Origin of the sequence: Parapedomonas caeni, assembly GCF_041060555.1 — a bacterium.
In the GTDB taxonomy this organism is placed as follows: Bacteria; Pseudomonadota; Alphaproteobacteria; order Sphingomonadales; family Sphingomonadaceae; genus CAUJIW01.
Genome location: NZ_JBEUDS010000011.1, coordinates 1 through 20,029, shown reverse-complemented (window position 1 = coordinate 20,029; position 20,029 = coordinate 1). Strand labels below are relative to the sequence as shown.

General features: G+C 66.1%; 19 protein-coding genes. 14 read left to right on the top strand and 5 right to left on the bottom strand.

All coding sequences use genetic code 11. The features are described 5' to 3' along the window. Positions 1-108 precede the first annotated feature (108 nt). Positions 109-576, bottom strand: coding sequence for a GNAT family N-acetyltransferase (locus ABU113_RS09175; protein ID WP_454559213.1), 468 nt, complete (start codon positions 574-576; stop codon positions 109-111). 187 nt (positions 577-763) lie between these two features. Here ABU113_RS09175 and ABU113_RS09170 point away from each other — a divergent pair, with 187 nt between their 5' ends. Both ABU113_RS09170 and ABU113_RS09165 read left to right on the top strand, forming a co-directional pair. Beyond that, entirely contained in the window at positions 764-1,528 is a 765-nt protein-coding gene (locus ABU113_RS09170; protein WP_454559212.1) for a UTRA domain-containing protein, read from the top strand. Positions 1,529-1,542: 14 nt separating this feature from the next. Continuing rightward, complete coding sequence (locus tag ABU113_RS09165; protein ID WP_454559211.1) at positions 1,543-2,142, top strand: prolyl hydroxylase family protein; 600 nt, start codon at positions 1,543-1,545, stop codon at positions 2,140-2,142. A gap of 110 nt (positions 2,143-2,252) precedes the next feature. On the opposite strand, the gene ABU113_RS09160 is transcribed toward ABU113_RS09165, so the two are convergent. The 3 genes from ABU113_RS09160 to ABU113_RS09150 all read right to left on the bottom strand — a co-directional run bounded on the left by ABU113_RS09160 (position 2,253) and on the right by ABU113_RS09150 (position 7,566). Further along, the gene (locus ABU113_RS09160; RefSeq protein ID WP_454559210.1) at positions 2,253-4,967 is read right to left on the bottom strand and encodes a TonB-dependent receptor domain-containing protein; all 2,715 of its coding nucleotides are present in this window, start codon (positions 4,965-4,967) and stop codon (positions 2,253-2,255) included. A gap of 81 nt (positions 4,968-5,048) precedes the next feature. After that, complete coding sequence (locus tag ABU113_RS09155; protein ID WP_454559209.1) at positions 5,049-6,548, bottom strand: hypothetical protein; 1,500 nt, start codon at positions 6,546-6,548, stop codon at positions 5,049-5,051. Between the two features lie 190 nt (positions 6,549-6,738). After that, positions 6,739-7,566 (bottom strand): PDZ domain-containing protein, encoded by an 828-nt coding sequence (locus ABU113_RS09150; protein ID WP_454559208.1) that lies wholly within the window; start codon positions 7,564-7,566, stop codon positions 6,739-6,741. A gap of 104 nt (positions 7,567-7,670) precedes the next feature. Between ABU113_RS09150 and ABU113_RS09145 the strand changes: the two genes are divergently transcribed. The 12 genes from ABU113_RS09145 to gspM all read left to right on the top strand — a co-directional run bounded on the left by ABU113_RS09145 (position 7,671) and on the right by gspM (position 18,371). Further along, positions 7,671-8,435 (top strand): prepilin peptidase, encoded by a 765-nt coding sequence (locus tag ABU113_RS09145; protein ID WP_454559207.1) that lies wholly within the window; start codon positions 7,671-7,673, stop codon positions 8,433-8,435. A gap of 138 nt (positions 8,436-8,573) precedes the next feature. Next, the gene (locus ABU113_RS09140) at positions 8,574-9,152 is read left to right on the top strand and encodes a type II secretion system protein N (protein WP_454559206.1); all 579 of its coding nucleotides are present in this window, start codon (positions 8,574-8,576) and stop codon (positions 9,150-9,152) included. Next, positions 9,149-11,239 carry a type II secretion system secretin GspD gene (gspD, locus tag ABU113_RS09135; RefSeq protein WP_454559205.1) on the top strand — a complete coding sequence of 697 codons (2,091 nt, stop codon included), beginning with the start codon at positions 9,149-9,151 and terminating at the stop codon, positions 11,237-11,239. The genes ABU113_RS09140 and gspD overlap by 4 nt, the downstream gene beginning before the upstream one ends. Further along, positions 11,226-12,752 (top strand): type II secretion system ATPase GspE, encoded by a 1,527-nt coding sequence (gene gspE, locus ABU113_RS09130; protein WP_454559204.1) that lies wholly within the window; start codon positions 11,226-11,228, stop codon positions 12,750-12,752. Before gspD ends, gspE begins: the two co-directional genes overlap by 14 nt. Next, the gene (gspF, locus tag ABU113_RS09125) at positions 12,739-13,968 is read left to right on the top strand and encodes a type II secretion system inner membrane protein GspF (RefSeq protein WP_454559203.1); all 1,230 of its coding nucleotides are present in this window, start codon (positions 12,739-12,741) and stop codon (positions 13,966-13,968) included. The genes gspE and gspF overlap by 14 nt, the downstream gene beginning before the upstream one ends. Before the next feature lie 28 nt (positions 13,969-13,996). Further along, on the top strand, positions 13,997-14,434 hold the full coding sequence (gspG, locus tag ABU113_RS09120; protein ID WP_454559202.1) for a type II secretion system major pseudopilin GspG: 438 nt from the start codon (positions 13,997-13,999) through the stop codon (positions 14,432-14,434). Then, positions 14,409-14,870, top strand: coding sequence for a GspH/FimT family pseudopilin (locus ABU113_RS09115; RefSeq protein WP_454559201.1), 462 nt, complete (start codon positions 14,409-14,411; stop codon positions 14,868-14,870). The genes gspG and ABU113_RS09115 overlap by 26 nt, the downstream gene beginning before the upstream one ends. Continuing rightward, on the top strand, positions 14,842-15,222 hold the full coding sequence (gene gspI / locus ABU113_RS09110; RefSeq protein ID WP_454559200.1) for a type II secretion system minor pseudopilin GspI: 381 nt from the start codon (positions 14,842-14,844) through the stop codon (positions 15,220-15,222). Before ABU113_RS09115 ends, gspI begins: the two co-directional genes overlap by 29 nt. Continuing rightward, on the top strand, positions 15,219-15,809 hold the full coding sequence (gspJ, locus tag ABU113_RS09105; protein WP_454559199.1) for a type II secretion system minor pseudopilin GspJ: 591 nt from the start codon (positions 15,219-15,221) through the stop codon (positions 15,807-15,809). Before gspI ends, gspJ begins: the two co-directional genes overlap by 4 nt. A gap of 41 nt (positions 15,810-15,850) precedes the next feature. Then, entirely contained in the window at positions 15,851-16,807 is a 957-nt protein-coding gene (gspK, locus tag ABU113_RS09100; RefSeq protein ID WP_454559198.1) for a type II secretion system minor pseudopilin GspK, read from the top strand. Beyond that, positions 16,804-17,901, top strand: a complete 1,098-nt coding sequence (gspL, locus tag ABU113_RS09095) for a type II secretion system protein GspL (RefSeq protein WP_454559197.1) — start codon at positions 16,804-16,806, stop codon at positions 17,899-17,901. The genes gspK and gspL overlap by 4 nt, the downstream gene beginning before the upstream one ends. After that, positions 17,898-18,371, top strand: a complete 474-nt coding sequence (gene gspM, locus ABU113_RS09090; protein ID WP_454559196.1) for a type II secretion system protein GspM — start codon at positions 17,898-17,900, stop codon at positions 18,369-18,371. The genes gspL and gspM overlap by 4 nt, the downstream gene beginning before the upstream one ends. A gap of 28 nt (positions 18,372-18,399) precedes the next feature. Here the strand turns inward: gspM and ABU113_RS09085 are convergent, their stop codons facing one another. Then, positions 18,400-19,878, bottom strand: a complete 1,479-nt coding sequence (locus ABU113_RS09085) for a hypothetical protein (RefSeq protein ID WP_454559195.1) — start codon at positions 19,876-19,878, stop codon at positions 18,400-18,402. Positions 19,879-20,029: the final 151 nt, after the last annotated feature.

Genomic DNA, 20,029 nt, shown 5'->3' with positions numbered 1-20,029 from the left:
CCGTGTGCCGGATCGCACCAGCGCGCCGGCCGCCCCGCTCTAGCCTGCCCGGCGGGCGGTTTCACGCCAAATCGTCAGGGGTCGCGCACGGCCGGACCGGCGTGCGCGTCACAGATCGAGGTGGAGGAACTGGTTGAACGTGCTGGCGGCATAGTCCCCGAAGGCCGCGCCGCTGGCGAAGCCGCGCGCCCGGTACAGGGCCAGCGCCGGCTCGAACGCCACGCCGCTGCCGGTCTCCAGACTGAGCCGCCGCACGCCACGGCCCCGCGCCTGCGCGATAATATGCTCCAGCAGCCGGCGCGCGACGCCCTGACGCAGAAAATCCGGGTGGGTGCGCATGGACTTCACCTCGCCGTGATCCGGCGCAAGCATCTTCAAGGCCCCGATGCCGACAATGCGTGCCTCCTGCCAGGCGCTCCACACCGTCACCGCCGGATCGCGCAACCCGGACAGGTCGAGCGCGTACACGCTGCCCGGCGGCGAGTGGGCATGCATGCCGGCCAGATGGAGCGCCAGCAACTGGCGCGTCGGTGCGCCGCAAAGATCATCCTGCCGGATATCCAGAATCATCGTCATCTTCACCCTCGCGGCGGGCCGACCCCACAGACCAGGCCAGACAGAGCGGCTGCAGATACGCGACTTCGCCACTCAGGTTGGGGCCTGAAGCAGAACTGGCACAAGATTGAGCAACTGTCATGATGCTGCAATCAATCTGTCGTTCTGGTTACTCTGCTGGATTTGCGATGTTTCATAAGCCGTGACCATGAATCTCTACGTTCTGCCAGGAAAGGATACGCGCGCCGCGTCGGCGACGACGGTCAACGCCGTCATGGCCCGCATCATCGACTGGGTGAGGCAGCCCCGGCACAAAGTCGGCATGCCACTCCCCCCCGCCAGCTACTTCGCGGCCGAACTTGGCGTTTCCACCGGCCTGGTGCATCGCGCTTTCACCCGCCTGACCGAAAAAGGCTATATACACCGCCTCAATGGCATCGGCCCCATCATCGCCGACAAATGGTCCGACACCCGCCATGTCCGCTTGCTGCCCATCGAGGATGTCATCACCCAGGCGGGCTTCTCCTGCATGCTGCGGCTGGACTCGCCGGTACGTCTGGCGCGGGCCGGTGATCCGACGCCTCCGCTCCCGCCGCCGCTCCATGCCCAGCTCTACACGGTCGCATTCTGTCACCTCGCCAGCAGTGTGCCGGTGCAATACACCAGGGCCTGGGTTGACGCCCACGTCTTCCCCGGCGTGCGCAGCATGAACCCGCGCAATGACATGCCCAGCGCCTATCTGTCCCGCATTTCCCCTGACATCGCGGTGGAAACACGCATCTCGTCGGAAGCGGCACCGGACGACATCGCGCAGGCACTCGACATCGCCGTTGGCGACCCCTGCATCACCATCCTCAGCACCATGGAGCGCAACGGCGCGGCCGTGGTGCAGGAGATCAGCTACTGCCCCGGCTCGCGTGTCACCCTCCCGGACCGCATCTCCATTGCCACCCCCCAGCCACGCCAGCCCTGACGAGGTACGTGACCATGGCCTTCGAAGGCGCTCAGCGCATTCCCTCCCGCAAGCTCGACCTCTACATCCGGCGCGATTTCCTGTCAGCCGAGGAGTGCGCCGCCGTCATCGCGATGATCGACGCCAATCGGCGCCCCTCGCAGATCGCCGATGACATCGGCGACTATGCCTTCCGGACCAGCGAAACCTGCGACTTCGACACCCGCCACCCGCTGATCAGAACGCTGGACGCGCGCATCGCCGATTACCTGGGACAGGACGTGGGCCTCGGCGAGCCCATGCAGGGCCAGCGCTATGCCGCAGGTCAGGAGTTCAAGCTGCACACCGACTACTTCGAACCCGATGGCCCGGACTATCAACGATTCTGCGGCCTCACCGGGCAGCGCACCTGGACGGCGATGATCTATCTCAACCAGCCGACCGCCGGGGGAGCCACGCGCTTCAAGATGATCGACAAGATCGTCCAGCCGGAAGCCGGCAAGCTGCTATGCTGGAGCAACATGCGCGACGGCCGACCCAACCCCGACACCTTGCACCACGGCATGAAGGTCCGCGCCGGTGTGAAGTACGTCATCACCAAGTGGTTCCGCGAGCGCCCCTGGGCAGTCGGCTGAGGCAGCCGCCACGGCGACCGGGCGCCACGACCAGCGTCATCCCATGAACGCCGAACGCCCCGTCGCGATGGTCACGACGGGGCGCTCGCCTTGATGAGTCGTGACGACGCTCAGAACGTCGCGCTGAGACCGATCTTGAAGGAGCGGCCAAGGTCGTACGTATTACGATCAACCCGGCTGCCATTGAACGTCTGGTATTCCTCGTAATTCTCGTTCGTCAGATTGCGAGCCTCCAGCTTCAGCTCGAAATCGACCCCCCGCCAGGCGAAGCCCTGACGCGCGACGAAATCAAGGCGGAAGCCAGGTTCTTCCATGAAGTCGATGGCCTGCCCGCCGGAGGTAAAGCGGTTGGTCACCCGCTTGCTGGCGTATGTCAGCATCAGCGTCTGCTGGGACAGCGAGTCCTCGTCTTCAAGGCCGAACTGAAGATTGACGATATGGTCAGACTGGCCGGTGAGCGGCGCGCCATCCCGGAACAGGGCCGCCGCGGCGATCGGCACGCCGGCCGTGTCGGTCGGGATGGTGGTATCGCCATCGCGGACCTTCAGCTTCGATTTGCTGTAGGTATAGTTGCTCGAAACCACCAGCGCCCGGCTGTCGAACAGCTTGCCATCGAGCAGACCCTGCAACGGGAATTTCTTCTGCACTTCCAGCTCGACGCCATAGAGCATCGCCTTGGGCGCATTGGCAAACGTCGTAAAGAAGGTCTGGCCCTGCTGGATGGCGATCGCCTCGATCGGCTTGTCGATCGACTTGAAGAAGCCCGCCACCGACAGCCGGTCTTCCTGGTCCATGTAATATTCGTACCGCGCTTCGAGATTGAGCAGCTTGCTGTCGGTCAGATAGTTGTTGCCGATGAAGGTACGGTCGGACTCGTTGTCGAAATACTGCTGCGGCGCCAGTTCGCGGAACTGGGGACGGGCGATGGTCTTTGAAGCCGCCAGCCGCAGCTGCATGTCCTCGGCGAAGTTCCAGGTGATGGTGGCCGAGGGCAGCCAGTAGTCGTTCTTCAGATTGGTGCTCAGATTCTGGATGCTGCCACCCAGACCGAACAGATCGATCGGCGTCACGACCTGTGTGGCATCCTCATAGCGGACGCCGAAATTCGCCCGCACATAGTCCACCGGCTCGATGTCGACCTGCAGGTAGCCTGCATTGACCTCAAGTCCGGCATCGTACTTTGCCGCGCCCGATGCGCTCGACAGATCCACGAGCAGGATATTGTAGGTGTAGATATTATAGTCCGACAGGAGATAGTCCGGGCGCTCCTGCGCCACGGCGAGATCCAGCGCCGCCGACGGACGGTAGGCAAACTCGCGACGGGTGGAGGTCCGGCTCGTGTCACTGTAGGCGTAGCCCGCCGTAGCCGTGATCTTCATGCTGGTCGGCAGGTCGTAACTGAGATCTGCCGACGCCGCCCACACATCCTCGCTCAGTTCGCTGAACGCGACGGTGGCGCTTTCACCGGGGCTGCGCAGATCATTCTTGAAATCGTTGGCAGTGGCATTGAAGCGATAGCTGAACGACCGCTCATACGGCGCATCGCGCTTGGTGTTGGCGTAGGTACCGCGCACGTCGAGGCTGACGTCGCCGAACTTGAACTCACCGACGACCTGGGTATCGAACAGCTGGCGCTCATACCAGGAGGTGTAGCTCTTGTTCAGACGATCCGAGCCGACGTTGATTTCGTCAACGCCATCGAGGATGCGCGCTTCCTTCGACGTGTCGTGGATGTAGAGGTTCGTCCAGCGGATCTTGCTTTCGCCGAACTCATAGCCAAGACCGACCAGGCCGTTCATGACCACCCGGTTCTCGGTCGACAGGAAGCGGAAGTTCGAGTCCGGATTGATGACCTGATTGCCATTTTCGTCGGAGGCGAGACCCGCGGTGGTCTGCTGCAGGCCACCCTGGGTCCGCCACTTGTTGTCCCAGCCGAAAGTGGCGATAATCCCCAGCCGATCCTCTCCGATGTCAACGGAGGTGCCGGCACTGACATCGACCGAGAAATCGACCGGAATATCCTTGTTGCGCTGGATCAGCGTGGTCGAGGCATTCTGCAGGCTGGCGGTGATTTCCTGCATCTGGGCATTGCTGAAATTGCTGCCCTCGACGATCAGGTTGCCGCTGTCCATCGCATTCTTGAGCGGTGACGGAATCTTGCGATTGCCACCGTCATAGCCGGTGAAGTCGGTGCTGCTGCCATAATAGGTATAGCCCAGCTCGAACGTCGTCTCGCTGTTGCCGCCAATGCCGCCGCCGATGGTGAGGAAGCTCTCCTCCGGCACCGCGCGCGTGGTGAGGTTGATCACACCGCCGCCGAACTCGCCGGGGTAGTTGGCCGAGTAGCTCTTCTGGACCACCGAGCTGGCGATCATGCTGGTGGGGAACAGGTCAAGCGGGACCACGCGGCGCAGGGGCTCGGGCGACGGCAGCGGTGAACCGTTGAGCAGCGCCAGCGAATAGCGCTCACCCAGGCCGCGCACATAGACGAAACGGCCGCCGACCAGGCTGAGGCCGGTGATGCGCTGCAAGGCGCCGGCAATGTCGCCATCACCGGTACGCTTGATCTCGTCGGCCGAGAGGATGCTGATGACCTCGGAGGTGGCACGGATCGAATCAGGGATGTAACGCCCCTGCACGATGATGTCGTCGGCATTGCGCGCGCCAGGCGCGGAGATGTCGACGGGCTTGTCCTTTTCCGCCGTCTCGGCCGCGGCCATTTGCAGCGGCGCCGACGTGGTATCGGCCGCCTGGGCATAGGCCTGCACGGTGCACAGGGCAGTGGAGAAAAGAAGCAGCTTTCCTGCGAGCGCGGTCTTGTTCATGGCGAGCCTTCCGGAACCGGATGGAATAAAGGTGCGGGCGGCGACGCCTCGACGCCACCGCCCCATGACCTGACGTGCGGCTTAGTTTCCGCTGTTCGCCGGCAGCGCCGTACAGGACGCCTGGCCCGACAGGCCGCAGGTCCAGCCGGCATACCAGGTGTCGTTGGCGTCCTTGACCGCGCCGATATAATCGGTGGTGACGAAGAACGCGTTGAGCGTCGCCGCGTTGAAGGCGGTCACGGCCGACTCGTTGGCGCCGTTGACAAAGGTATTGGTCAGCGTCGAGGTGCCCAGCGCCACGTTGTTGGTGCCGGCGTCAAACACCGTCTGGACCGCCGAGGCGGCGACGTTGCCATCCTCGGTGAAGGCCACCGGGCAGGCGAGGAACACCGAATTGAACACCGGCGGACCCTGTTCGTCCTTGGTGGCATCGGCGGCCTGCATGGTGGTGTTGCCGTCAACGTCGATACACTGGGGCGCAGTGCCGGCAATGACGCCGTTGACGAACGTGAAGTCAGCACCACCACGCAGCAGCAGTGATGCCGTGCTGTCGTTGGCGATCCAGGTGAAGTTGGCGAACCGGGCGTGCTGACGCGGGGTTGCGTCCTCGTTGCCGCTGGAGTCCGCCTCCAGGGCACGGTCACCGCCGGTCGCGCGCTGAACGACGATGGAGAACTGCGAATAGCCCTTGTAGCCAAGGTCGGTATCCAACGAGTCGTCGTCAGCGCCGGTGATGACCAGATACTTGCTGTTCACCGTGCCGCCGAACCACTCGATGCCGTCGTCCGAACTGTTGTGGACCTGGATGTGATCGATCACGGTGCCGGCACCCACGCCACCGAGGGTGATACCGTTGAGCTCGTTGCCCGGTGCCACCTCGAAACCAGGGTAGCGGACCTGGACATAGCGCAGACGGCCACTGCTGTCGTTCGACAGCGCGCCACCATAGTAGGCATTGCTCACGCCCTCGATCGCCGCCTGACAATCGGCGCTGCCGCCCGGAACCGCCGCGAGACAGTCGCTGATCGGCGCCCGGCCGAGAATGACGATGCCGCCCCACTGGCCGATGCTGCTGTCGGTGGCGGTGCCCTCGACGTTGGAACGGCTGGTGAAGACGATCGGGTTGGTGGCGGTACCCTCGGCGTAAAGCTGCGAACCGCGATTCACCAGCAGGAAGTCCGCGCCCGAGGAGCCGAAAATGCGGACACCGGGCTCGATGGTGAGAATGCCCTGCTGGCCGCCCGGCGCCGTGCCGTCGCCGCCGACATCGACACCCACCTCGACGCGGCCCGACAGCGAGTAGATGACGCCCGCGAGATTCTGGATGGTCAGGTTGCCAGTGATCACGCCGGAAATCTGGCAGATGCGCTCGTTGTTGATGGTGCCGACATTCGCGGTGCCGTTCGGGCAGCTGGTCGCCGGGCCGGTCGGGGTCGGAGTCGGCGTCGGAGTGGGGGTTGGGGTCGGCGTCGGAGTCGGCGTAACGATCACGCCTTCACCGGGCGACGCCACATCATCGGCGTTGCAGGCGGCCAGGGCAAGCGCGGTGCCCAGCAACAGCAAACTGCGAAAACGAAACATGAGGAGCCCCCTTCTCTGTTGGGAATGACCGGTGTCGGTTGGTCGGACTGAATTGGTCTGGCTGTCCGTACGCGGGAACCTGTTAGGGGTGTTTCGTGATGGTTTTATTTCAGATCGACGTCATGACGGTGAAAGTCAGCCGGCGTTGCCGCGGGAAGCCGGCACGTGCGGCGAGAGAAGCGTCGCGGCGTCACTCGACGACAACGCTCGCTTCCCGCCGCTGGCCGTCGCGCAGATAGACTACGCTGAGCGCGGACACATGACTCAGTTCCTCGGCGAGTTCACCGATCTTTTCTTCAGACCACAACTTGTCGCCGTTGACGGAAAGAACAACGTCACCACTGCGCAAACCCAGCTGTGCGAAGGCCGGCATCCTGGCGACATCCGCCACCCGATAGCCGACCGTCGCCGTCCCCTCCCGCACGGGTTTGAGCCCCAGACGAAACCCCAGGCTGTTAGCCTTCAGATCGCCCCCCGGCAGCAGGGCCGCGCGGGTGATCTTGCCGCCGGCCGGCGCGCCGGCGGCCTGTGGCGATGTCGCGGCATTTGCCAGCGCTGCCACCGGAGGTGCGGCGACGACACCGGCAACCGATCGCAACGACAGGCGCGTATCCACCCCCGACACGGCAATGACGATCGAGTCGGCCGACACCGACCTGAGCACCAGCCCCGGCGCGATCGTGGCACCCTCCGCAACCCGGCGCTGACGCCCGTCAGCCAGCGACAGGATTGCAGCGCGCCGGTCCGGATGGAGCAGCACACCGTGCAACGCCACACGGGAGATATCGGCCGTCGTCGTGATTGCCGGCACACCCGCTGGCGCGACAGGCTGAGCAGCAACGCCCGTCGCCGTCGCCGGCAGCGGTGCTGTCAGTTCGACGCCTGCGGACGGCGGGGAGCCGCGGCCGCGCAGACTGACAAGCACGGCCGCGGCGGCGACCAGCAGAATGCCGAGCAGCACCAGGAGACGCCGGCGGTCGGGGCCGGCAGCGGGCAGAAACGAAACCAGCCAGGTCATCCCGCCTGCACTAGGGCCGGTATGTGAAACATTTGCGACAGCCACGCCACCGCGGCGCTGGAGGGCCATTGCGGGGCACCGGCACCCGTGCTCTAACGGCGGCCATGTTCGATATCAGCATCAGCGGCCGCCTGCTGATCGGCTTTGCCGCCGGCGCCCTCATCGGCAGCTTCCTCGCCGTGCTCGCCGTACGCATGCCAGCGCGCCGACCAGTCGTCGCCGGGCGGTCGGCCTGTGATTCCTGCGGGCACCCGCTGGGACCGCTTGAGCTGGTGCCCCTGCTGTCCTTCCTGCTGCTGCGCGGGCGCTGCCGTCATTGCGGCGCCCCCATTCCCGCCCTGCTGCCACTCATGGAGATTGCCGCCGGCGTAGTCGGCGCCGCCGTGCTGGCGGTCGCTGCGGGGCCCACGGATTTGTACTGGCTGCTGTTCGGATGGCTGCTGCTGCTGCTTGCCGCGCTCGATCTCAGACACTTCTGGCTGCCTGACTCCCTGACCCTGACTCTTGCCGGACTCGGCCTGTTCAGCGCCAGTCTGAACCATTGGCCGCCCGTCAATGCCCTTGTGGGCACGGGCTGCGGCTACCTCGGCCTGGAGGCGATCCGCCGCTACTATCGCTGGCGCCGCGGCCACGACGGCATGGGAGGCGGCGACCCCAAGTTGTTCGGCGCGATTGGCGCCTGGCTCGGCTGGCAGGGGCTGCCGCTGGCGCTTACCGCCGCGGCGATGATCGGGCTGATGGCGGTTGGAGTCGCGGCGCTGCGGGGCACGGCCGTGCACCGGCACCTGCGGATCCCCTTCGGCACCTGCCTGGCGCTGGCCGCCTTTCTGGTCTGGTTGACGCAGCGGATCGGCTGGCTTCCGGACTGACACGAAACCGCAGCAAATAAGTCATCGTACTGCAATACTCCCTTCATAGACCGGCGACGTAGTCCTTCACGCCGGTCCAAGATGTCCCAGCCAAACCCACGTCATCCGCCACAGGCCAGACTCCCGGCACGTCAGCTCATGCGGCTGGCCGAACTGCTGGTCGTGCTGGCGCTGATCGTGCTGCTGGTGCGACTGGTCTTGACGGCGACGGCGCCGGTCAGTCTGGCGCCGCCACTGACCTCATCGGCGGCGGTCAACCGCTCGCTGGCCGTCGACACCCGCATCCTTGGCGCCTTCGATCCCTTCTTCCAGGTCGGTGGTGCCGGCGCACTGTCGATGTCGGCACTGGAAATCGTCGTGTTCGGCACGCGCAGCGACTCCGTGGCGGGACGCGGATCGGCGATCCTCAGCGTCAACGACGGGCCGCAGCGCAGCTACATGGTTGGTGAGGAGCTGATGACGGGGGTGCGGCTGCATGCCGTGTCGCTGGACGGCATCACCATCAACCGGCACGGCACGCTGGAGCAACTGCTGCTCGACCAGTCAATTCCGGCAACCACCGTTGCTCCCGTGGTCACCGACGCATCAGCCCTGACGACCGGTCCCTCGGCGTCGGCGACCGCCGGCGACACCGCGCCACCACTCCCCCTGCCTCCCGGCGCCGGGGGCGCCATTGCCAGCAAGAATGCCACATTGCCCACGGAGTCGAACCGATGATCCGCCGCCTCGCCCTCACTGGCGCACTGCTGGCCCAGGTCTTTACCCTGCCCGCCACGGCACAGCAGGTCATCAACCTGCGCGACGCCGACATTCGCGCCTTCATCGAGGACGTCGGGCGGAGCACCGGTCAGACCTTCATCATCGACCCCGACGTCCAGGGCAAGGTGTCGGTGGTCTCCGAACGCCCGTTGACCCGCACTCAGTATTTCGAGGTCTTCCTCTCGACGCTGCGCGCCAACGGCTTCGTGGCGATCCCGATGGCGGGCGGCGGCTACCGTATCACGGCGGCGACCGGCGCGGCCCAGGCGCCCGCACGCGGCGGCGGCGACGGCTTTGTGACCCAGGTGTTCAAGCTGAAATCGATCGACACCGCCTCGGCCCTGGAGGCCCTGCGGCCGCTGGTGAGCAAGGAGGGGCAAGTCAGCGCCAGCCGCGGCGGTGGCGCCATTGTCGTTGCCGACTATGCGGACAACATCACCCGCATTCGCGGCGTGCTTGCCAGCATCGACCGCGACAGCCGGGCGATGCGGCTGATCAGCCTCGACAATGCTGGCGCCCGCGAGATCGCCAGTGCGGTCGAAGCCGCGGCCGGAAGCGCGGGCGATGGCGGGCCCGGCGTGCGTGTGATCCCCATAGACAGCTCCAATTCGGTGATCCTTCGCGGTGAACCGGAGATGGTCACCCGGATGGCCGAAATTGTCAGCGAGCTCGACAAGCGCGCCGCCGCAGGCTCCGACGTCCGCGTGATCTTCCTGGAAAACGCCGACGCCGAAGGCCTGCTGCCGGTACTGCAGCAGCTGGCCGGCCAGCAGGTCCAGGTGAGCGTGGTCAACAGCCCCGCGCCCGGTCAGGGCGAGAGCGACAAGCCGGCGACGCCGGTGGTCTCCGGCACGCCCGGCGCCAGCGCGCCGCCCGGCCCAGGGCGCGCAGTCATTGCCCGCTACGGTGGCGCCAACGCACTGATCATCTCCGCTCCGCCCGATGTGCAGCGATCGCTTGGCGAAGTCATCCGCAAGCTCGACGTTCGGCGCGAACAGGTGCTGGTGGAGGCGATCATCGTCGAGATTTCCGACGATGCCGCCAAGAAACTGGGCGTACAGTTCCTGCTGGCCGGCACCGGCGGCAGCAGCATCCCGCTCGCGGTCACCAATTATTCGAACACCGCTCCCAACCTGTTGACGCTGGGCGGGGCCATCGCCTCCCGGGAGCTGGACCGGACGACGACAACGACCGACGACGGCGTGACCACGACCGGCACCACGACCTCCACCGCCTCCGAGACCCTGCAAGCCGCGGCCGCGCAGTCGATTCTGGGTGTCACCGGCTCGCTGTTCGGCATCGGCGGCGAGATTGGCAACGACGCCCTGTTCGGCGCGGTCATCAACGCCGTCAAGTCCGACACCCGGTCGAACATCCTCTCCACACCCTCGATCATGACACTGGATAACCAGAAAGCCAGCATCCTGGTCGGGCAGGAGGTTCCCGTCACCACCGGCGAGGCCCTGTCGGGCAATTTCGACAACGCGTTCCGCACGGTGCAGCGGCAGGACGTCGGCATTCAGCTGGAGGTCCGGCCGCAGATCAACGCCGGCGGCAGCATCAAGCTGTTCCTGCGTCAGGAGGCGTCGTCGATCGCCGGGCCGGTGACCGAAAAGTCGGCCGACCTCATCCTCAACAAGCGGGAAATCGAGACCACGGTAACGGTGGATGACGGCGACATCATCGCCCTGGGCGGCCTGATGGACGACGTCGAGCGCCGGACCGTCGAGAAGGTGCCGCTGCTGGCGGATATTCCGCTGCTGGGCGAGGCGTTCAAGAGCCGCTCGCGCAGCAAGCAGAAGACCAATCTCATGGTGTTCATCCGGCCGACCATCGTGCGCGACCGTGCCAGCGCCCAGAAACTGGCGGCGCAACGCTACGGCTACATCCGCGACCAGCAGCAGCAGTTCAACCCGGACAGGGAGCCGTCGCTCGACGCGCTGGTGCGGGATTACATGGGCGGTGTGGCCCCGGCCGCGCCAGCCCCGGCGAATCCGGCCTCCACGCGCGGCACGGCGGCGGAGCCGCAACATGCCGGCAAATAATCCGCCTCCCATCGAGGTCCGGCCGATCCCGGCGCTGCCCTATGCGTTCGCCAAGCGCTTCGGCATCGTCCTGCTCGACGCCGCCAGCCCCGAGGGCGCCCTGGTGGGCTGGCGGGAGGGCGAAACCGGGCCTCTGGCGATCGCCGAGGTCCGGCGGGTGCTCGACCGCCCGATCACCCTGCGCCGGCTGAGCGCGCGCGAATTCGAGCGCCATCTGTCGGAACGCTATGCCGGCGATGGCCTCGACGCCGGCGAGGTTTCCGACCGCCTGGAAGAAGCGGGCGGGCTCGGGGCGTTGGCTGACGACATTCCCGCCGCCGCCGACCTGCTCGATTCGCAAGACGACGCACCGATCATCCGGCTCATCAACGGCGTCATCGCCGAGGCCGTGCGCCAGGGTGCGTCCGACATTCACGTCGAACCCTATGAACAGGCCTTGATCGTCCGGCTACGCGTCGATGGCGTGCTGAACGAGGCACTGCGCCTGCCTGCGAGGGTAGCGCCGCTGGTGGTCAGTCGCATCAAGGTGATGGCCCGCCTCGACATCGCCGAACGCCGTCTGCCCCAGGATGGCCGGATTGGCCTCACCCTGGCGAGCCGCCCGCTGGACGTGCGCGTATCCACCCTGCCGTCGCGTCACGGCGAGCGCGTGGTATTGCGTATCCTCGACAAGGAACAAGCCGAACTCGGGCTCGCCGATCTGGGCATGGCGGCGGACATGCTGGCGCAGGTGCGGGCGACACTCGCCGAGCCGCACGGCATCATTCTCGTCACCGGCCCCACCGGGTCAGGCAAGACCACGACTCTTTATTCCGGCCTGCGCATGCTTAACGACGGCCGACGCAACATACTCACTGTCGAGGATCCGATCGAATACGCCATCGAAGGCGTCGGCCAGACCCAGGTCAACACCAAGGTCGGCATGACCTTCGCCGCCGGTCTGCGCGCCATTTTGCGCCAGGACCCCGACGTCGTTATGGTCGGCGAGATCCGTGACACCGAGACCGCGGAAATTGCCGTACAAGCCTCGCTCACCGGCCATCTCGTGCTCTCGACGGTACACACCAACGACGCCGTCGGCGCGATCACCCGGCTGAAGGATCTTGGCGTCGAGACCTTTCTGCTGGCGTCCTCCCTGCGGCTGGTGCTGGCACAACGATTGGTGCGCCGGCTGTGCCCCGACTGTGCCGAGCCGGTAGTGGCAAGCGCCGCCGAGGGCGCGCTGCTGGGCATCCCCCCCGGCGCCACGCTGCATCGCGCCGTCGGCTGCACACACTGCGGCGGCAGCGGTTTCAAGGGCCGGCTGGGCGTTTTCGAGCTGGTACGCATCGACGAGACGATGCGCGCGTTGATTCTTGGTGACGCCGACGAAGCGGCGCTGGCGCGTCATGCGTTTTCCCGTCAGCCGTCTCTGGAAGCATCGGCACGCCGCCTTGTCCTGAGCGGTCAGACCACGATGGAAGAAGCCGTTCGCATCCTGCGCAAGGACGGAGCCGTCGATGTCGGCGTTTGACTATCTGGCGCTTGATGCCTCCGGTCGCGAGTGCCGGGGTGACGTCGCTGCCGCGACTGAGGAACAGGCCCGCGCGCTGTTGCTGCAGCGCCAGCTGCTGCCGCTGCGCGTCCAGCGTCGCATGGACGGCAAGGCTGGTGGCGGCGAGGACGCGGCCCGACCCGCCTGGCAGTGGCGCCGGCATCTTTCGACCAAGGAACTGACGTTATTCACCCGCCAACTGGCGACGCTGATCGCGGTCTCCCCGTTGGAAGAGGCGCTGCGGTCCATCGCCTCTCAGGCCGACCGCCCTCATGTCGCCGCGACTCTCTGGCGCGTCCATGCCGGTGTGGTCGAAGGGCGACGTCTTGCCGACGCCATGGCCATCGAACCACGGAGTTTCCCGGCACTTTATCGAGCCATGGTGGCAGCCGGCGAAGGGTCGGGCGCCATGACCGAGATTCTTGAACGACTGGCGGACCTGCAGGAGCGCCAGGCACTGGTGCGCGGCAAGGTGATGACCGCGCTCGCTTACCCCGCGATGCTGACATTGACCGCCGGCGCCATCATCATCGGCTTGATGACCTACGTCATCCCCAAGGTCGTTGAACAGTTCACGCAGATGGGCCAGACGCTGCCGCTCCTCACCAGGATGGTGATCGGCGCCGCCGATTTCCTGACAGACCATGGTCCCGCGCTGCTGCTGGGCATACTGTTCGGTGCCATCGGCTTCGGCCGGGCGATGCGCAACGAGACTGTGCACGCGAGAGTCGACCGCTGGCTGCTTGGCCTGCCGTTGCTGGGCCGTCTGCAGCGCGATCTCCACGCCGCCCGGCTGGCGCGTACGCTGTCGACCATGATCGACAACGGCATGCCGCTGCTGGATGGACTGGCGATCACCGGCCGCACCGTGCGCAACCGGGTACTGCGCGCGGCGACATTGCAGATCGTCGATTCGGTGCGGGAAGGCGGCAGCCTGTCGGCGGCGATGCGTCGCGGCGGCCTGTTTCCGCCGCTGCTGGTCCATATGACCGCCTCGGGCGAGACCAGCGGCCAGCTGGCCACCATGCTGGCGCGTGCCGCCGATTATCTCGAACGCGAGTTCGACGCCTACACCTCCGCCGCGCTCAGCTTGCTGGAACCGGCGATCATCATCCTGATGGGCGGCGTGATCGGCACCATCGTCCTCTCGATCCTGCTGCCGATCCTCCAGCTCAACACTGTTGCCCTCTCCTGAAGCAGACACCCGTCGTGAAAGGCCCGACATGACCAGACCGCACCGCTACTCCGACGAAGAAGGCTTCACGCTGGTCGAGATCATGGTGGTCGTCGCGATCATCGGCCTGCTGACCACGTTCGTCGTCCTCAATGTTCTGCCAAGCCAGGACAAGGCCATGCGCGAGAAGGCCAGAGCCGACATCGCCACCCTGCAGCAGGCGATTGAAATGTACCGGATCGACAACATGACCTTTCCGCGCACCGAGGACGGACTGCAGGCGCTCGTCACGCCGCCGTCGACGCTGGCGCGGCCGGACCGTTACCGCAGCGGCGGATACATCCAGAAACTGCCGCGAGACCCGTGGGGCAACCCCTATCAGTACACGTTCCCCGGTACGCGTGGCCGCTTCGATATCTTCTCCTTTGGCGCCGACGGCCGAGAAGGCGGGGAGGGAAACGATGCCGACATCGGCAACTGGGAATGACCGCTGCGCCGGGTTCACCCTGGTGGAGATCATGGTAACGCTGGCGATCATCGGCCTGATCGCCGGCGGGATCGTGCTGAACCTGCCCACGCCGGGCGACGGACTGGCGCGCGAGGGCGAACGTCTTGCGGCCAGACTGGCGATCGCGCGCGACATGGCGATTATCGACAATCGTGCCGCGGCGGTCATCATCGGCGCGCAGGGCTATCATTTCGTCACCCGTGATGGTGATGGCTGGCGGCGGCTCGATGATCCGGCGCTGGCGGCGCGCCGGTGGGATGAGGGGACGGCCGTCGTCCATCCCGCCCGGCCGCAACGCATCCAGTTCGATGCCGTGGGATTAAGCGACGGCGGCGAGATCGTGCTGACCAACGACGGGCATCGCCTCGCCATCCACGTCGCCGCCAATGGCGAGGTACGTATCGATGCGCGGTGACAGCCAGGGGTTCTCGCTGATGGAGCTGCTGGTGGCGATGGCCGTTCTGGGCCTCGCCGTGCTCGCCGTCATCCGTCTGGGCGCCGCCAATCTGGTGACGGCGGGACGGACGGAAACCGCGTTGCTGGGCGACATCGTCGCGGAGAATGCCATCGTCGAGGCCCTCGGCAGCCCGCAACCGCCAGCGCTTGGCCGGCGCGTGGAGAGCGTGATCAATGGCGCCACCCGCTGGCAGGTGCAGCGCCTTGTCGAGCGAACAGGAGACCCCCGGATCATCCGGATCAGCGTCATCGTCCGTGATGGCGACGGCGAGCCCGCTGGCAGTCTCACCGCGTTTCGAGGTCTGCGATGACCAGGCAGCCCGTCAACGGCTTCACTCTCGTCGAGACGCTGGTCGCGCTGATGGTGTTCGGCCTGCTCGCGGCGGCGGGAGTCGCCATTCTGGGCAACAGTGTCGACGCGCAGCGCCATGTCGAGACCGTCACGGGTTCGGTGCAGGACATGCAGCGCCTGCGGGCCGCCCTGCGCGCCGATCTGGCGCAAGCGGCCAGCCGGCCCTCGCGTGACGAGAGCGGCGCCTCGCGACCCGCCTTCGAGTCCGGCGATGACAACGGCATATTGTTCTCGCTCGTTCGCCGCGGATGGGAAAACCCCGACGGGGCACCACGTCCGGGCCTGCAGTATGTCACCTATCGGCTGCATGCAGGACAACTGGAGCGCTTGAGCCGGCCGCTGGTGGACGGCGCCGCTTTCGGGCCGCCCGCCATTTTGCTCAAGGAGGTCTCGGCCGTTACCCTCGCCTATCATGATGGCGATGGCTGGCGCGAGGCTTGGACTCCGGAGAACCCGGCACTACTGCCCAGGGCGGTGCGGCTTGATCTGACCACGGCCCGGTTCGGCACGCTGCGCCAGCTGTTTCTCACAAGCGCCCTGCCATGACGCGGTCACCGACACCGGCGTATGATGCATCCGAGCGTGGCATGGCGCTGCTGACGGTGCTGTTGCTGCTGGCGGTCATTGGCGTCTTGATGACCACCGCACTGGAAACGGTCAGCCATGCCGTGCATCTGGCCACCAATGCGCGGATCAGCACCCAGTCGCGCTACTACGCCGGCGGCATCGAGTTGATGGCGCTCCACCGGCTGGAAGCGATTGCCAAGGCGGCCGACGGTCACCTCAGCGGCGACGGCTGGCTTGGGCAACCGATCGTGCTGGAGACAACCGAAGGCGGCAAACTGATCGCGATACCCTCGGATGGCGGCAATTGCTTCAACCTCAACAGCCTTGCCGACGGCGACCGCCCAGACGCCCTGGTCGCGCGACCGCGCGGCATAGCCCAGTTCGTCGCCCTGGCGACCTCGCTCGGTATCGCGGGTGCCGACGCGCGGCGGATCGCGGTCGGCGTCGCCGACTGGATCGATGCCGACGGTGTGCCGGACCCGCTGGGGGGCGAGGATGACAGCTATCGCCGCCTGAACCCCGCCTACCTGCCCGCCAATCGCCTGCTGGCCGAGGCCAGCGAAATCCGCGCCGTGGCGGGCGTGACGCCCGCCTTGTATGACCTGCTGCGCCCCTGGGTATGCGCCCTGCCCACCACCGACATGTCACCCGTCAATCTGAACACGTTACAGCCATCGCAGGCGCCGCTGCTGGCGATGATCCTGCCGGGCCGGCTGAGCATCGACGCGGCGCGCCAGATACTGATGCAACGCCCGCCCGGCGGGTGGCGCGACGCGCTCGACTTCTGGCGCCAGGAGGCGCTCGCCGGGTTAAAGCCCAGCGGCCAGGAACTCGACCAGCCCAAACTGACAACCCGCTATTTCAACCTTGATATCCGGACCGAACAGTCAGGTTTCGTGACCCGCCACAGCGCGCTTCTCGATATCCTGCCCGGCCGCAGCCGGATTCTCTTGCGACGATGGACCGCCGACGAATGACTGAAACGCTCGTCATCCTCATGCCTGCCTCGGTGGATGTTCCCCTGAAATGGTGGACGCTCGATGACCAGGGCACCGTCATCTGGCAGGGGCATGTCACCCCTGACCAGCAGTTCAATCCGGCAGAGAGCGACGCCGTCATCGTGCTCGTTCCGGGCGATGCCACCACCATCCACTGGCTTACCGTGCCGACCGCGACCCCGGCGCAGGCCGCCGCTGCCGCCCGCCACCTGCTGGCGACGGCGATCGCGGCGCCGATCGACGACCAGCACGTGGCGGCCGCATCACGCGCCGACGCCGACGGTCGATGGCCGGTGGCCGTGGTGAGTGCCGCCACCATGCGTGACTGGCTTGATCGCCTGGCGACGCACGGCCTGGACCCGGACGCGCTATTCCCCCTGCCGCTGCTGCTGACACCGCCCGAGGCCGGACTGGTCGCCCTGCCTCTGGGCGACCAGGTCGCCTTGCGCGGGCATGACATCGCCGTGCAGCTGGAAGAATCGCTCGTCGGGCAACTGTTCTGCGACCTTCCCGTCCGCCGCTTGGAGGGCGAACCGCTGCGCCACCTCACCGACCATCTGACCCGGCATGACGGGCTCAATTTGCGACAGGGCACGTTCGCGCGACGCGCAGCCGCGATCCCGCCCCGTCGCTGGCGGCGCCTCGCGTTCGGCATCGCGCTGGTCATGCTACTGGTCCTGGCGGCCCCGGTGATCGAACTGATCCGCCTGCAACTGGTGTCCGACCGGCTGGAGGCGGACATCCTCCGCCAGGCAACGCGCGTGCTGCCCGCGAACACCGCCATCGACAATCCGCTGAAACAGATGCGCGACCAGCGGCGACTGGCCAGCGGGCAGGATCGGCTCGCCACCATGTCGGCGGCGCTGTTCACCGCACTGCAGGCTGACAGCGCGCGTCTGGAGTCTCTGGCCTATGACAGCGGTGTTCTGCGGGCAACGTTGAGCATCGGCATCGACGCCTCGCTGGACGGCCTGCGCGCCTCGCTGCTGGCCGCCGGCTATCGCCTGACCGAAGGTGACAACCGCGTCACGCCGGCAGGACAGCGCATTGACATTGAGGTAACGGCACAATGACTACACGGCTGCATTCCTGGTGGCAGGGGCGATCGGCGCGCGAGCGAGGCTTGCTCGCAATCATGCTGATATTATCGCTTCTGCTGCTGGCATGGCTGGCGGTCGTCCGGCCACTGAGCGATGCGCTGGGCGAGGCCCGGCTCCGGCAGAGCCGGCTGATCAGCGATTGGCAGCAAGCACGGGCGCTCGCCGCCGTGATGCCGGAGGCACCCAGGCCCCGGCGGGTAGCGGACCGGACCGTGCGCGAGCTGGTGATGGAAAGTGCCGTGCGGCACGGCGTCAGCATCGGCGTTTTGCGCCCGCAGGATGGCGCCTTGAGCCTTTCGGTCGATTCCGCCCCGACCACGGCCCTGTTCGCCTGGATCGCCAGCCTGGAGGCACAGGGCCTCTCCATCGAGCATGCATCCGTGCAAGCCCGCGACGACTCGACGCTTTCGGCACAGATTGTCGTCCGCGGTCGTGGCGTTTGATGGCAGCACGGCAGCGCGGCGACAGTATTCAGAAGCGCTGGCAGGTCCGCAGGGCGACCCGGACGGCATCAGCGGCACCGGCGAGCGAGGCTTCCCCCTCAGTCCGCCCGTTGATGCGCAGGAACACTGAATCGGCATGCCGCGTCAGCATGGGCACCAGAGGCACCGCCGCCAGGCTTGCCCGCCAGAAAGTTCCGTCGCGATTACCCCTGACCACCGGCACGTTGACGAGTCCGCCCGCGAATACCCATGTCACTGTCATCGACGTCATGCTGGACGGCGTGTTGAGCAGCATTGCCATCATCGGCCGCCCGCTTTCGCAGAACAGGCTGAAGGACTCGATGCTGGGCGAGGCCGCCGCCGCGACATGGGCCAGCGGCGATCTGTTCGGCACCGGCACGACCTCCCACGGCGTGCCCGGCGCGGGCACTGCCGTCTCTGGTGGGCTGCTGGACAGCAGGCGGCGAATGGAATCCGGTGGCGGGATACGCCCGGTTTTCGGAGCATAGACCGCCAACCGACCACGCTCCCAGAGGCCCACCTGCACCTCGCGCCGCGCCGCGTCGATCAGAATATAGGCCTGCTCCATGCCGCCCTGGTGCTGCGCATTGCCGGAAATATGAAAAGTCTGCCCCTCCCGGCCCAGCGGGGTAATGACCGACATGTTCGTTTTCAGCACCTCGATCTTGCGTCCCACCCGCGCCCGCACCAACGCCGCGATCGGCCCGTTGTCGAATGGATCAAGCCTGACGCCGATATTGTCGACCAGGGCGGGCATGTTCTTCCAGTCGAGCGGGACGGGCGGTGCCGGTGAGGTCACTGCCTTGACGGCGGCGGCCGGAGCCGCCCGGGCGGCCTCCTTGCAGAGCTGATACGGGGAGGCGCGGGTGAGCATGCCATGAAACGGATCAGGCTTGCGATCTGGCGGCAGGTCGCTCTCCAGGCGAATGGCCCCGGGCTTCTCGCCGGCGTTCACCGTCATGATCAGCGGCCCGAAATCGCCGGCGCCGGCAGGAAACGGAAAGAACACCTGGACGATGCCTTCGTAACGTGCCCCCATGAAAGTCAGCGCATGCTCGAACTTGTGGCTCCGCCGCGTCTGACCGTTGGCGTGAAAGGAAAAACCGGCCTCATCAATGACGATGCGGGGTTCCAGCGCGCAGTCACCAAGCGGCGCATAGCTGCCATAAATTGACTCCAACCCCTGGCTGCGCAGCGTCGTCAGCGTGAGAGCCGACGCATTGGCGGTAGCGACCAGGGCCGCCACGCCCGCGATCACACCCGCAACATGTGGACGCCTGCTGTCTGGTCTGCCCATTGCCCGCGCTCCCCCGCGCCGCACCCGATCGCGGCGTCGAAACGGCGTCTCTCGCGATGAGACACAGCCCGGCATATTTTGCCCATGCGGCACTTTTTGCCGGTCAGTTTCTGCCGGGTCATCACCAACCTGATAGTAACCATTCCCGACGCCGGCAACCATGATCAGGAAATCATATAATTTCAACATGATGCAAGATTAACGCTTCTTTACCACATTGCTGGCATGGTGGTTGCTGATTTGACGGTGCGGACAAAAAGTCCGTGGGCAAAACGCCCGACTTTCACCTTTAGAAAAAGGGAGCCAAGAAAATGGCTATGTCTGTCAATACCAATGCGGG